Genomic DNA, 14,056 nt, shown 5'->3' with positions numbered 1-14,056 from the left:
GCGCGTCGTGGAATCAATGGGCGGCATTCATCGACTCACTCGAACAACAAGCTTCATGCGGATCCGTCCGATGGGCTCATTTGTGTATCTGGCACGCTCTCAATTTCGGGAGGGCCGAGCCTCAACCAGTAGCCCGGCCGGCCTGGACGTGTTTCTCTGCGCCCCTGACACCCCTCGGGCTCGCGCCGACCCATCTCGAATGACGACCGGGGCGGCCGTGTTCCGGTTTCCTCAGCGTCAACGTCATTGCCGGATGCACCATTAGGTCTCATCCGACTCGATCCATCGACGACCCACTGGAGGCATCGTGTGATCAAGTAGGTTGGCGACTAGCGTCTCAGGATTGTCGGAGACGACCATGAGCTCTCGATGCGCGGGCCGAACGAAGCCTTGAGCGACGGAGTCGTCCAGAAACGCGAGAAGCGAGTCGAAGTAGCCGTCGACGTTCAGGATCCCGATCGGCTTTCGATGGAGGCCCAGCACGGCCCAGGTGATAATCTCGAAGAATTCTTCCAAGGTTCCCACACCGCCGGGCAGGGTGAGAAAACCGGCCGCGCGTTCGGCCATCTTGGCCTTCCGCTCGTGCATTCCCGGCACGACGATCAGTTCAGTGACGCCCCGGTGGGCCACCTCCTTGGTCGCAAGTGGATCCGGGATCACGCCCACGACGGGGCCGCCGCCGGCCAAGGTCGCGTCGGCAACCACGCCCATCAAGCCAACCCGACCTCCTCCATAGACCAGTCCCAAACGGTTGGTCGCGATCGCGGAGCCGACCCGCTGCGCCGCGTCGGCATAGGCGGGACGCGAGCCCATGGATGAGCCACAGAAAACGCAAAGATAAGGACGATTGCAGATCTCGAAATCAACGGCGAGCTTTGACAAGTTTTTCCTCGCTGGTGGCATTCAGGACCATACTGAAATAGATCGCCAGGAGAGCCGCCGTGTAGAGCAGTCCAACCGCGGAGCCTGCCAGCAGCGGAGCCTGACTCTGACTCTGAGGCACCCTCGACTCGACGACGACGACAGGGCTCTCGCCCTCGGACGTTGGGTTGGAGGTTACCGGCCCAGGGTTCACCATCAACATGCCCACCGAAAGGCCCCCCGCGGCGGCGCCACAGAGGCAAACCATCAGATACATGAGAAAAAAGATCGAAAACGGGTTGACCCGCTTGACCCGTTCGGAAGGCAATCCGAGCAGAGCGTTCATCTTGGAGACTTCATAAATGAGGCCGATCCGGGTTCGAACCAGGATCAGGCCCATGAAGACGCCGATGATGGCGAGCGTGCCGAACGTAACCGGCAAACACCAGTACTGGAGTGTTTTCAACGGAATGATCGGAACGACGTCAGGCCGCGCGTTCAAGAGCGCGGTTGAGGCGGCGAATGAGAGGGAGGCGACAGCCAGGAAGATTCCGACGGAGCGATTTCGGTCGGTAATCAGTTGATGGATCGTTCGTGAGATGTGGAGAAATCGGACTTCGGGGGAAAGCGGTTGGTGCGGCGCGGGCTTCCAGCCCGCGGCGACCTCTTCCCCTTCCATCTCAATCTCGGCGAGCCGCCTATCGACCCCCTCCTCTCCCCCGATGTCGAGTTGGATTCCCTCGGTGTGGTCGTGGATCTTGCTTTCCATGGATGACGGCGGAGCGGCGGGAGGATTGGTCGCGGCCGTCGGTACGGTAGTCGAGGGATCGCTCATGGGCTACGGCTCCGGGACGAGCAAGATGGCGGCACGGGGTTCCACCCGTCAGACACCGGCCGTTATCATGAAGTTCGTCGCCAAGCTCTGCAAGAGTTCCATCGCCGAACGCTCTGACCCGGGAGGACGTCCCTCGGGGAGATCCCAGGCCGGTCGACAGCCGATCGATCAGAAATCTCCGACGCCGGGCACGCCCTCGCGATCATGCTCAATGCGGGATTTGTGGCGTCGATCGAGGCCCCAACCCTCTCAAAAGGAGTTGTTTACGATGCGCGCCGCGTTCATCGAGAAGACCGGTTCAACCGACGAAATCAAGGTGGGCGATTTGCCCACTCCGAAGCCGGGTCCTGGTCAGGTGCTCGTCAAGGTCGGAGCCTCGGCGCTCAATCCGATCGACCTCTACATCCGATCCGGCCTGGTGACGATGCCCCTGTCCTTCCCCTACATCCTCGGTTGCGACTTCGCCGGGACCGTGGAACATGCGGATCCCGGATCGAAGCGATTCCGAGTCGGCGACCGGGTCTGGGGGTCGAACCAAGGGATACTCGGACGGCAGGGGGTGACATCCGAATTCGCTGTAATCGACGAAGAGTGGTGCTATCCGACGCCTGCAAACCTCTCCCATCAAGCCGCCGCGGCTCTTGCCATGGTTGGGCTCACCGCACACCTCGGCCTGTTCCGGTCCGGACGACTCCAAACGGGCGAGACGGTCTACGTTCCGGGCGGCAGCGGCGGCATCGGGTCGATGGTCATCCAGATGGCCAAGGCCGCCGGAGCCCGAGTGGTGACTTCGGCGGGAAGTCCCGAGAAGATCGAGCTCTGCAAGTCGCTAGGCGCTGATCTTGCCCTGAATTACAAGACCGATGCCATCCCCGAACAACTCCGTGCGTTCGCCCCCGACGGCATCGACCTCTGGTATGAAACCCAGCGTGAACCGGATCTCAAGGTAGCCATCCCGTTGCTCCGCAAGCGCGGACGCATGATCCTGATGGCAGGCCGAGCCGCCGAGCCGGTCTTACCGCTCGGTTCGTTCTATCCCCGAGACTGCTCAATACTCGGTTTCGCCATGTTCAATGCCACCGCCGAAGAACAGCAACGATGCGCTGACGACATCAACCGCTGGACCCAATCGGGCCAATTGAAGCCGATCGTCGGCCGTGAATTCCCCCTGGCCGAAGCGGCCCAGGCCGAACGTTTCCTCGAACAAAACACCCTAGAAAAGGCCGGCACCCTCACGGGAAAAGTGGTGATCGCGATTTCATAACGAGGATTCTTTGATACACAAAATTCCTTATTTCTCTTGATTCAGCAATAACAGACCCGTGCCTGTCGTTCGGGTCTCTTATTGTTGGTAGCGAGAAAGCTGATTGCCACGAGTGACAGGGCGCTGCCCCCGCTTCACCGGGCATCACTTTCCTAAACGGGTTAAAGCCGTGAGAGGTTCGCCACCTCGACGGGGTCGATGTCCCAAAGCTGGTCCGCAATCAGGCCAGGCAGTGGCCCTCGATAGTGGCCGACCGATTGCGCGGTGGTCCTCTCGAGGGAATCTCGGAAGGCCAGGGCATCCGGGTTATCGGGACGCCAGTCCTTGCGTTTCCTCGCTGGCCAGCGTACCCAAACCGTGGCCATCCCAAGCGTCGCGGCCGGTTCGATATCATTGTCGAGCCGGTCGCCGATCATGACGCATTCATTTGCGTCCACGCCCGCGTCGGTGATCGCTCGAAGGTAGAGGGCCGGATCGGGTTTGAAGATCCCGACTTCCTCGCTCAAGATCACGACCTTGAACTGACTGAGCAGGCCCAAGTCGTCGATCAGTTTCCGGCATTCCGGACCTTGATTCGCGATGAGACCCAGGTGAAACCGGCGGGCAAGTCGGTCGACAAGCTCGCGCGCCCCGGGAATGATCGGAGAGAGTTCGCGGAATTGGGCTCGGATTTCACGTTCGGCCAGGTTCCAGGCCTCGGCGCAGGCGGCCTCATCGATCAAGGCCGAAACCACGTCGTAGAGCGGCCAGCGAGACCCTTGGAGCGACCGTTCTTCGCGGGCGGCGATGAACTCGAGGAAGGTCGGGCCGGAGCGAACGCGCTGAACGGCCTCCCAATGGAGCCGCGTGCAATGGTATGCGATGGGATCTTCGTCGAGTAGGATATTGCCGACATCGAGAAACACCCAGCGAATCATGCTCTTTCCCCTGGACCGTCGCTGCCCTGCCAGCGACGGCTCAAACCCCATCGGATCTGCCGCAATTCGGCACGCTCTAACGAGGACGCAGCACTCCTATGAACCTCTTGACGACCTTCGCCGGTTCCATGATGGAAGGATTTCTCCCCAAGGGCTGGGACCTCGCCAAGATTGATGCTTGCTGTTCGCATCCTCCTGAGGCCATCGGCGAGCGCCAGCCTTGGTGGCATGCGGATTTCCAACCGATCCCCTGCACATCCCTGGCCGATTTCGACGTCATGCTCGGTCACGAGATCGCTCGCGCCATCCAGCGAACCGGCCAGGAAGGGCGTAAGCTCGCTCTCATCTTGCCCGTCGGCCCGATGGGAATGTACCGCTGGGCGGTCTATTTCCTCAAGGAGTGGAACGTTTCTTGCGACCACGTTTATGGGTTTAACATGGACGAGTGGAGCGACCGGCAAGGAGCCACCCTCCCCCCCACCGACCCGGGAGCGTTTCAAAATGCCATGCAAACGGCGTTCTACGGACCGCTCGGTTCCAAAACCGTTCCCGAGTCTCAGCGCTGGTTTGCAACCTCCGATCGACTCCCCCACTACGCGGCCCGAATCGCTGAGTTGAAAGGCGAAGGAGCCGAACTCATCGTGATCTTCGGGATCGGGCGGGTCTGCCATATCGCGTTCTGGGAGCCGCATTTTGCCGCCGATTACGCCAACGTCGACGAATGGAAGGCGCAAACGCATCGAATCGGCGCCTTGCTCCACCCGCTGACGATCGAACAGAACGCCTTGACCAGCTTCAAGAGCCGGACCACGCTCGTCCCCGCGTTCGCCAATACGATTGGGCCAGGCCTGTTTCTCCAAGCGGACCGGATTATCGGAGGTGCCGACGGCATGTTCGATCGAGGGATGCAGTGGCAAGGCATGAGCCTCTGGATGACCTTGAGGTACGGGCCCACGCCCTGGATCCCCAGTTCCTTCATGCCGACACTTCCGGGCCGGCTCTACTATATGGATCAACTTGCAGGTCCGCTCGAGCCGGCAATGAACTGAGCACGAAGCACCTGCCTCTCTCGATTTGTATCGTAGACTCTCTACAGAGCCCTCACCCGTGGCCCAAACGGGTGAGGGTTCAATTCCGCGTCGTTGCCGTTGGGGCTCTCTTCCAACTTACCGGTGCGTGTGTTTGCAGTTCGACCGCCCCACAAGCCAGGCTTCGCACGATCAAAAGGATCGGTCGACACGGTCACCTATTTCGCGACGACTTCCTGACTTACATCGATTCTTGTTTTCCGCCGGGACGAGCCATGCGAGCCACTTTGCGACGACTCCGAAGCTTCGGGAAGTCAACACTCCGTTCGTCCGACTTCAGGAAGCGTGCGCGGCTCGTTCCCACCGTTGGGGAACTCGAGGAACGAACGCTACTCAGTCTCACGATTAAAATTGATTATACTTACGATTCTTCGAATTTTTTCGACACACCGACCAAACGAAACGTGATGGAAGCGGCGGCGAACAGCGTCGCCAGCGTCTTGAACGACAACTTGCTGGCGATTCAGGCCTCGGGTTCGAACACGTGGATGGCCCATTTCCCTAACCCGAGCAATGGCCAGCTCACGACGATCGACAACATGGTGGTTCCGGCGAATACGATCGTGATCTTCGTCGGCGGAAGGTCGTTGCCGGGCGAGTCAGAGGCGGGTGAAGGGAGCACCGGCGGATTTGGGGCCCAGGGGAGCCAAGCCTGGTTGGACCTCATTTCCGCGCGAGGTCAGACGGGCGCCCTCGCCGCCAACCCGACCGATTTCGGCCCCTGGGGAGGCTCGATCTCATTTGATAACTCGGGCGATACGAGCTGGTTCTACGGCCAGGATACGAACGGACTGGCCAGGAATCAGACCGATTTCCGCACGGTCGCCGAGCATGAAGTCGGTCACGTTCTGGGAGTTGGTACCAGCCCCTCATGGTCAACCTACGTCTCGGCAGGGACATTCGTCGGTCCCACCTCGATGGCAAATCGGGGAGGGCAAGCCGTTCTGCTCGACACAAACGCCCAGCATTGGGCCCCGGGAACAAAGTCGGACGGTGTCGACGCCCTGATGACACCGACCGTTCAGTCGGGTCTGAGGCGGACCTTCACCAGTCTTGATTACGCGGTCCTGAAGGATCTCGGCTGGTCTGTTCAACCTCCCGCTCAGTCGGTCTTTCAGTGGGGCGCACCGAGTTACACCGTCTCCGAGACGAGCGGCAGCCTCCTTGTGACCGTGCAGCGAAGCGGCGGCAGCGGTGCGGCCTCGGTCAGTTATGCGACCAGCGACGGGACGGCGACCGCTGGCTTCGATTATACGGCGGTCACTGGCACCTTAAACTTTGCGCCTGGCCAGACCGTTCAATCGTTCGTCATCCCGATCCTCAACGACCAGGTTGCTGATGGGAATGAGACGATCAACCTGATTCTGGCGAACCCGAGCGCGGGGGCGACGCTGGGCTTTCCCAGTTCGGCGGTCGTCACGATCATCGCTCCGGGACATCATCCGATCGGGGACTACGACGGCGTCGGATTCACTCAGATTGGGATCTTCCGCCCTTCGAACGCAATGTGGACCATCCTGAATCATACGGGCGGACGCGGTAGCGCCTTTGGCGCGGCCAACCTCTTCGATATCCCCGTGCCGGGCGACTATGACGGGATCGGCCGGACCGAGCAGGCCGTGTTCCGGCCGTCGACAGGCCAGTGGATCATTCTCAACCCGGTCAATCAGACCCAGCGTGTGGTCTACTTCGGGGCCTTGAATCTGTTCGATATCCCTGTACCGGGCGACTATGACGGAATCGGCCGGACTCAACCCGCAGTCTTTCGCCCGAGCACCGGCCAGTGGATCATCTACAATCCGATCACCAACACGCAGCGGGTCGCCTACTACGGGGCGACGAATTTGTTCGACATTCCCGTGCCGGGCGACTATGACGGGATCGGCCGAACGCAACTCGCAGTCTTCCGGCCCAGTACCGCGACCTGGGCGATCTACAACCCCCTGACCAACACCCAGCGCTTTGTGAGCTATGGGGCAGCCAACCTCTTCGATATCCCCGTACCGGGTGACTACGACGGAGTCGGCCGGACGGAAATGGCCGTCTTCCGGCCGAGTAACGGGCAGTGGGTCATTCTCAACCCGATCGACCAGTCACAGCGGCTTGTCTACTTCGGTGCGACGAACTACTTCGACATTCCCCTCCAGGCCCCCATCGCCAGCCTGAAAAAACTAGGCAAGTTCGGGGGGAACAGCCTGACCGCACTCTCAACCGTCTCTGCCCAACAGGTGAGTTCGGCCGCGTCGGCCTTCACCGCGCTCTCAACTTCCCAGGGAGAAACCTCAAGCAATTCCGTGGAAATCATCACGGGTGACGACCAGGCAACGAGCACACTGCCCCGACGGAAGAGTTCATCGCAGTCGATCACCCGATTAGCCTGGCTCGATGTCCTCAACGGAGCGAGTTAACGAGTCGCCCGACCGGTGATGATCCCTGATCTGGCCGTGTTCCCGGGAGCCTTGCGGGTGGCGAGTGGGGTGGCCCAGAGTCTATGATGGATGCAAATCAAAACCGGAATGACGGGGAGTTCGGATCGGAATGAGCGACTGGCGACTGGCTATCGACGAACATATCGACGCAATCTCCGATCGGTTGCTCGGAATCCGACGCCACCTTCACAGTCATCCCGAGCCGAGTCGAGAAGAGTTTGAGTCCACCCGGTACCTTGGCAACCAACTGCTCGCGGCGGGTCTGCCCTACAAGATCCTGCTCGAAGGCCGGGGGATCATCGCAGGCTCCTCGCTCTCAGCGGAGGGACGAGCCGTGGCGCTCCGGGCCGACATGGACGCGCTCCGAATTCAGGATCGGAAAGAGGTAGCTTACCGCTCGGAGCGAGCCGGCGTGATGCACGCGTGTGGCCACGACGCCCATTCCACCATGGTCCTGGGTGCCGCGTTGGCGCTACAGCAGTGCGACGACCTGTTTCCCTGGCCCGTACCCTGGAGGGCGATCTTCCAACCGGCCGAGGAAGTGGGCGAAGGGGCCTTGCAGATGGTCGCGGCCGGAGCCGTCGAAGGCGTACGGTCGATTGTCGCTCTCCATGTGGCCCCGGAACTCCAGGTCGGTCGGGTCGCCCTCCGCCGTGGGGTCATGACGGCCTTTTGCCAGGAGTTCGACGTTACGATCCGCGGCGTCGGAGGACATGCGGCTCGGCCACATCTGACGCACGACCCGATTGCCGCCTCGGCGCAATACATCAGCTCAATCTACCAGTTGATCCCAAGGTCCATCGATTCCCGCGACGCCGTGGTCGTTACCTTTGGAGCGATCGCTGGCGGAACCAGCTCAAATGTGATCCCCGATCGTGTTACCCTTCGTGGGACGATCCGAACGCTTGGCCACGCCACGGCGGCCAAGGTTCGCGAGCGATTGCTTCAGATTGCTGGCGGTGTGGCCGAGGCGACTCTCTGTTTCATCGACCTCTCGTTCAGCATCGGGACGGATGCGGTCGTCAACGACACCAACATCAGCGATCTTTGTCGTCAGGCGGCTGAAGAGGTGGTTGGGATCGACCAGGTCGAATCGATTCCGTTGCCGAGCATGGGGGCTGAAGACTTCTCAGGGTATCTCTCTCAAGCACCCGGTTGCTTGCTCCGCCTCGGCGTGGCGAGTGGCGAACGCTGGCCCGCGCTCCATTCTCCCGACTTTGATATCGATGAGCGTGCGCTGGCCCTTGGCGCCAAGATCCTGGCGAGAAGCGCCGTGCTACTCGCCCGCTGAGGAAACGCTCGCTTCAAGACTCAGTGTCTCGCGCTGTTTCTTTGATGAGGAGATCGACCACGTCTTCGAATCGCCCGCGTTGCGAATAGGCGTCGCGCTGGCGTTTGGCTCCCGTCCCGCGGTCGAGCGTTTCAAAGACGAGGGTGCCGATCTCGTCCCACTCTTCTGTCTCCTCGAGCGAGGGGCGAAGAAATTCCAGGAACTTCTTGATCAACTGAGCGGCCGGGACGGCACGTCGGGCTTCGACATCAATGAGTTCCCCTTCGAGTCCGTAGCGCGAAGCACGCCACTTCGCGGCCCGCAACAGCTCGGGACGGACGTATTCGATCGGCAATCCGCGCTCGGCGTGGGAGTAACAGGTTCGCACCAAGGCGCGACAGAGGCCTGCCACCATGACGGCCTCATCAATCGAGGTGCAAACGTCGGTGATGCGAAACTCGAGCGTCTCGAAGTGAGACGAGGGGCGGATATCCCAGTAGATCTTCGACGCTTCGCTGATACTGCCCGTCTCGATGAGGGAGGTAACCAGGTCGTCATACTCGCTGCGCGACGCCAGAACGTGGGGAGTTCCCGCCATCGGGAACCGCTGAAACAACTCGGTTCGGTAGCTTGAATAGCCCGTCTCCATCCCAAGCCAGAATGGAGAATTGCCCGTGAGGGCAAGCAACGGTGCCAACCAAGGGAGAGCCCTGTTCATCACCTGGATCGCGAGCTCTCGGTCGGAGATTCCAACATGGACGTGGCAGCCGAAGATGATCTGCTCACGGGCCAGCTGCTGGAAATCGGCTGCGATGCCATAGTAACGAGGCTTGGGCGTGATCGCCTGATCTTCCCAGTGCGAAAAGGGATGGGTCCCCGCGGCGACGATCCGGCTTCCTTCACGTTGGGCCGCATTGATGACCCCGCTTCGCAGCCGGACCAACTCAGCGCGGACCTCACCAAGGGTTTTGCAAACCGGAGTGCCGATCTCAATCTGCGACAGGTAGAGTTCATTCGTCACATCTTCACCGACCGTCGCCTGCGCCTTCCGCAGGATTCGCTGCGCACGCTGCCGAAGTTCACGGGTCTCGGGATTGACGATTTGATATTCTTCTTCGACGCCGATCGTGAAATCTTCGATGGACTGGCCCACGCGAATCGCTCCTTACTCGTCCGACTCGAACTCCCGGCCAGCGCCGAGCGGAATCGGGCATCGATGGGGGGTTCGGCTTCAGGAGACCTACGGCAGATTTGATGCCGAGAACCAGAACGATCGTGGGGTCGTTGACTTCGGAATCTCTGACCCGAGCCGACTTATGAGGCGAACCAAGCCAGCGGACCAGGGGCCAGAGCAGCGCCTCGCTGATCCTGAGCGCCGCGAGAGGATCGTTGCCGGCCATGCAATCGTGAACCGTGAAACGGCTCTTGGGTTCCTCAAGGCTCACGATCGGACTGGACAGGGGTGACGTTCCGATTCCGGGCTTGATCAACCTGGGACCGGGAAAACATGCTGGTAAAACAGAAGCAGGCTGTATGCGACCACAGCGCTGGCCGCCACGGTTCCAAACCCAAGGACTCGACGACCAAGACCGGGACGACGACGTTCCACGATCTCGCAGAACACGATGGCCAGGGCAATCAGGAGAAACTTGAAAGCCACCATCCCCGCCATATTCCAGCGCAAGAAGAACCAGCGAGCGAGCGGGTTGGATTCATAAAAATGAAACCCTTGCCGCAGTAAAACGTAAGTCATGAGCAAGTCGAGGACACTCACCGTGAGAATCGCCGCGCTCTCTCGACTCAAGAGGAGAGGATCGCCGTGGAACTCGCGGTTCATCGTCCTCAGCCAGTTTCCGAAAGCTTTGATCGGGGCCATTGAATTAGCTTAACCGATCGTGCCGTCAATCGACGATGCGGAAATCACCCGATCCGCTCAGTGAGACAAGGGAATGCAACGATGAGGCCGGGAGAAAAACGTTGCATCAGTGGCAAGCGGCGTCTATGTTCGGCTTCGTGCAAATCCCCTCGTCGAACGCGGAAGTGCCTCGACGGGGCGGCCAACGAGACCGGGTCGTGACCGAAAGTCGCGATCCCCTGCCAAACCCGGCGTCAACGATCCTCAACGTTGCGAGTCTTTACTCATGAGACGCGTCTCTATTCATCGATCCAGGGTTGCGGCCGCGCTGACGGTCGCCCTGGCAACCACTGCCGTTGCTCTGGCGCAGCAAGCGGCGACTGTTGTCGGCACCCTTGACGGACACACCGAGCCGGTCTATTCCGTCGCCTGGAGCCCGGACGGAAAATCCGTCGTCACCGGCGGCTTCGACAGCACGGTCCGGCTCTGGGACGTCGCCACGCGCAAAGAAATCAAGAAGTTTGAAGGCCACTCCAACCTCGTCCTCTCCGTCGCGACCTCGCCCGATGGAAAGAGCATCCTCTCCGGGAGCCTGGATAAAACCGCCAAGGTCTGGCGGATGCCCGGGGGCGGAGCCTCGAAGGACCTGGCCGGACACCCGGGCGGCGTCCACGCCCTGGCCGTCAAACCCGACGGGACGCAGGCCGCGGCCGCCTCGGCCAAGTCCGTCAAGCTCTGGGACCTCGCCGCGGGTACCCCGGTGAAGGATCTGGAAGGACACGCCGCCGAAGTCGAGAGCGCGGCCTGGCGCCTCGACGGAGCGCAGCTCGCCTCGGGCGACAAGGCCCGCACGATCCGCCTTTGGAACGCCGCCGATGGAGCTCCTCAAGGAGTCATCGAGACACCAGCCGACACCGTGCTCAGCCTGAGTTATCTCCCCAACAACCTGCAACTCGTCTCGGCCGGGTCCGATGGCCTGGCGCGACTCTGGCAACTGCCCGTCGCCGACCCGAAGGTCGTCGACCTCGCGGGCACCAACACGGTCTTCGCCTTCAGCGCGAATGGAGCGAGATTCGCCTCCGCCGGCCCCGACAAGGTGGTCCGGGTTTACAACGCCGCGGACGGAGCGCTCGTCAAGGAAATCCCCGCCTCGGAAGAACCAATCACAGGGCTTGCTTTGAAGACCGACGGCAGCCAGGTCGCGATCGCCCTGGCCAATCATGCGGTCCGGATCTGCAACACGGCCGACGGCGCGGAGGTCAAGCGATCTGAACCCCTCCCCGCTCCCATCTCCGCACTGGCGTTCCGGGCCGACGGTGCGCAACTCGCCGTGGCGAGCGAAGACAAGCTCATTCGAATCCTTGATGCTGCCGAGGCGAAAGTCGTCAAGGAATTCGCCGGCCACGACGCCAAGGTGAACGCCCTTGAATTCACCCCCAATGACGGCAACTTGTTAGTCTCGGCCTCAGATGACAAGCTGGCCAAGCTCTGGGACGTCAAGGAGGGCAAATTGATCCGCGACTTCGCGGGCCATGCCGAACCCGTGCTGACGCTCAACGTGTCGCGCGACGGTGCCAGGCTCGTGACCGGATCGGCCGACAAGAACATCAAAGTTTGGACTATCGGCGATGCGAAGAATGTGGCCACACTCTCGGGACATACCGCACCGGTCAAAAGCGTTTTTCTCTCGAACGATGGCAATCGGGTCGCCAGCGGTTCGGCCGACAATTCGGTCCGGTTCTGGGATGTCCCCAACGCACGCGAGCTTCAGCAATCCAGTTCCCATGGCGCGGCAGTGCTCGCGGTGACGACCCTGCCCGACAATGCGTCGGTCGTCTCGGCTGGCGGAGAAAACAAGCTGCGAATCTGGAAGCCCGCGGCGGTTCGTGTCTATGCGGGCAACGAAGGTCCCGTTCTCGGCCTCGCCGTTCATCCCAACGGCTCGCAGATTGCCACGGCCTCAGCCGACAAGACGGTCAAGGTCTTTGATACGAACACAGGGAACCTGATCCGGCCGCTCGCCGGCCATACCGAGGCAGTGAAGGCAGTCGCGTACACCAAGGATGGATCGAAAATCGTATCAGGATCGGCTGATAAAACAGTCAAGACCTGGAACGTGGCCGATGGGAAGCCGTTGCTGAGCTACCCGGCTCAGGCGAATGCTGTCCTGTCAGTCGCGACCTCGGCCGACAATAAGTTGCTCGTGATCGGCCTGGCCGATAACACCGCCAAGGTGTTCGACCTGACCCAGGCCGACGCAACGAAGGCCGAGCGTCAGACCGTCAGTGGCCACGCCGGCCCCGTGCTCGCGGTCGCGATCCTACCAGACAACGCGACGGTAGTGACCGCTTCGGAGGACAAGACGGCCAAGGTCTGGACCCTGGAAACGCCGGGTGCGTCGAAGAATCTGGCCGGTCACACAGGACAGGTCTACAGCGTGGCCTGGTCCCCGGACAGCAAACAGGCGGCCACCGGGGCGGCCGACAAGTCGGCCCGGATCTGGGACGTCGAAAAAGGGACCCAGATCCGCGCCTTGGAGAAGGCCCACGAAAATGTCGTCTATTGCGTGGCGTATAGCCCGAAGGGGGATCTCCTCGTCACTGGCGGCGACGACAAGCTCGTCAAGTTCTGGAATCCGGCCGACGGCAAAGAACTCCGCAAGAGCGCGGGGCATGGCGCCGCAGTCTATTGTGTGGCGTTCCAACCCGATGGTGCCAAACTCGCCTCGGGCTCGGTCGACAAGACCATCCGCATCTGGAACGTCGCCGATGGCAAAGAGCTGAACAAGCTCGACGGCCACCCCGACGACGTCTACTCGCTGACCTTCAGTCCTGACGGCAAGCGGCTGGCGTCCATCGGCTACGGCGGGAATTTGTTCGTCTGGGACGTCCAGGGAGCCAAGGCGATCTTCAATCAGAAAGTCGCCCCCAACACGATGGCCTACGGAATCTCCTGGAGCCCGGACGGCAAGCAGCTCGCCATCGCGGCGTCGGACAACAAGGGTTATATCTTCAATATCCCTTGATACGTAGTCGTTCCCATCCGGTCTGACGGATCGACTCGAGGAGGGAGCCCCCTTTGACAGGGGCCTCCCTCCTTTGTCTTGCGCGATATCCAGATCCATTGCCGGCCCTGCTCGAACCGACAAGATCCAGTTTTACTACCGCAAGGCAGAAGGACGGGCCATGCCCCGTGAGTCGGCGACCCCCGAGGGAGTCTGCCTCCTGACTCCAGAGGCATTCATCGTTTGCTGCCCCGTCAGGGTCGGCACGGCCCACCAGGTATCACCTTCGAGTGCACAACGTCGAGGCCCACTCCAGGCCGCCAAGCGGAAGCCAGTTTGAGCCGGGCCCAGTGGCATGACTCGCTTGGTCCCACCTCAGAATACAGGCACTTACATACAAACATCCAAAGGGAAACCAGTAGCGAAGATGGTTGGCCATGCCCACCCTACAAGAGCAGACGATTTCCGAACGTGAATCTGGGACCAAAGTATAAAAATATTCGGGTGAGATGGTCGCCACCAACGAAACTCAA

At 61.1% G+C, this 14,056-nt stretch carries 10 protein-coding genes; 5 read left to right on the top strand and 5 right to left on the bottom strand.

The features are described from left to right. Positions 1 to 261: 261 nt before the first annotated feature. On the bottom strand, positions 262 to 813 hold the full coding sequence (locus tag V5E97_RS16140; RefSeq protein ID WP_406701169.1) for an LOG family protein: 552 nt from the start codon (positions 811 to 813) through the stop codon (positions 262 to 264). A 49-nt stretch (positions 814 to 862) separates the two neighbouring features. Beyond that, positions 863 to 1,696 carry a hypothetical protein gene (locus V5E97_RS16135; protein ID WP_406700324.1) on the bottom strand — a complete coding sequence of 278 codons (834 nt, stop codon included), beginning with the start codon at positions 1,694 to 1,696 and terminating at the stop codon, positions 863 to 865. A gap of 268 nt (positions 1,697 to 1,964) precedes the next feature. On the opposite strand from V5E97_RS16135, the gene V5E97_RS16130 reads away from it, so the two are divergent. Then, positions 1,965 to 2,960 (top strand): NADPH:quinone reductase, encoded by a 996-nt coding sequence (locus tag V5E97_RS16130; RefSeq protein WP_406700323.1) that lies wholly within the window; start codon positions 1,965 to 1,967, stop codon positions 2,958 to 2,960. Between the two features lie 161 nt (positions 2,961 to 3,121). On the opposite strand, the gene V5E97_RS16125 is transcribed toward V5E97_RS16130, so the two are convergent. Beyond that, on the bottom strand, positions 3,122 to 3,877 hold the full coding sequence (locus tag V5E97_RS16125; protein ID WP_406700322.1) for an HAD family hydrolase: 756 nt from the start codon (positions 3,875 to 3,877) through the stop codon (positions 3,122 to 3,124). Between the two features lie 98 nt (positions 3,878 to 3,975). On the opposite strand from V5E97_RS16125, the gene V5E97_RS16120 reads away from it, so the two are divergent. From V5E97_RS16120 to V5E97_RS16110, 3 genes are all read left to right on the top strand, one after another. Then, positions 3,976 to 4,926 carry a 6-phosphogluconolactonase gene (locus V5E97_RS16120; protein WP_406700321.1) on the top strand — a complete coding sequence of 317 codons (951 nt, stop codon included), beginning with the start codon at positions 3,976 to 3,978 and terminating at the stop codon, positions 4,924 to 4,926. Positions 4,927 to 5,372: 446 nt separating this feature from the next. Continuing rightward, positions 5,373 to 7,373, top strand: a complete 2,001-nt coding sequence (locus V5E97_RS16115; RefSeq protein WP_406700320.1) for a Calx-beta domain-containing protein — start codon at positions 5,373 to 5,375, stop codon at positions 7,371 to 7,373. 130 nt (positions 7,374 to 7,503) lie between these two features. Continuing rightward, a complete protein-coding gene (locus tag V5E97_RS16110) occupies positions 7,504 to 8,685 on the top strand; it encodes a M20 metallopeptidase family protein (protein ID WP_406700319.1) in 1,182 nt (393 codons plus the stop codon). A gap of 13 nt (positions 8,686 to 8,698) precedes the next feature. On the opposite strand, the gene V5E97_RS16105 is transcribed toward V5E97_RS16110, so the two are convergent. Beyond that, positions 8,699 to 9,817 carry a carboxylate-amine ligase gene (locus V5E97_RS16105; RefSeq protein ID WP_406700318.1) on the bottom strand — a complete coding sequence of 373 codons (1,119 nt, stop codon included), beginning with the start codon at positions 9,815 to 9,817 and terminating at the stop codon, positions 8,699 to 8,701. Between the two features lie 333 nt (positions 9,818 to 10,150). Continuing rightward, entirely contained in the window at positions 10,151 to 10,501 is a 351-nt protein-coding gene (locus V5E97_RS16100) for a DUF5658 family protein (protein WP_406700317.1), read from the bottom strand. Between the two features lie 304 nt (positions 10,502 to 10,805). Here V5E97_RS16100 and V5E97_RS16095 point away from each other — a divergent pair, with 304 nt between their 5' ends. Further along, a complete protein-coding gene (locus V5E97_RS16095) occupies positions 10,806 to 13,544 on the top strand; it encodes a WD40 repeat domain-containing protein (RefSeq protein ID WP_406700316.1) in 2,739 nt (912 codons plus the stop codon). Positions 13,545 to 14,056 lie beyond the last annotated feature (512 nt).

The organism is Singulisphaera photorubra, assembly GCF_045290345.1.
Classification (GTDB): domain Bacteria; phylum Planctomycetota; class Planctomycetia; order Isosphaerales; family Isosphaeraceae; genus Singulisphaera.
This window is presented reverse-complemented; position numbering and strand designations above follow the sequence as displayed.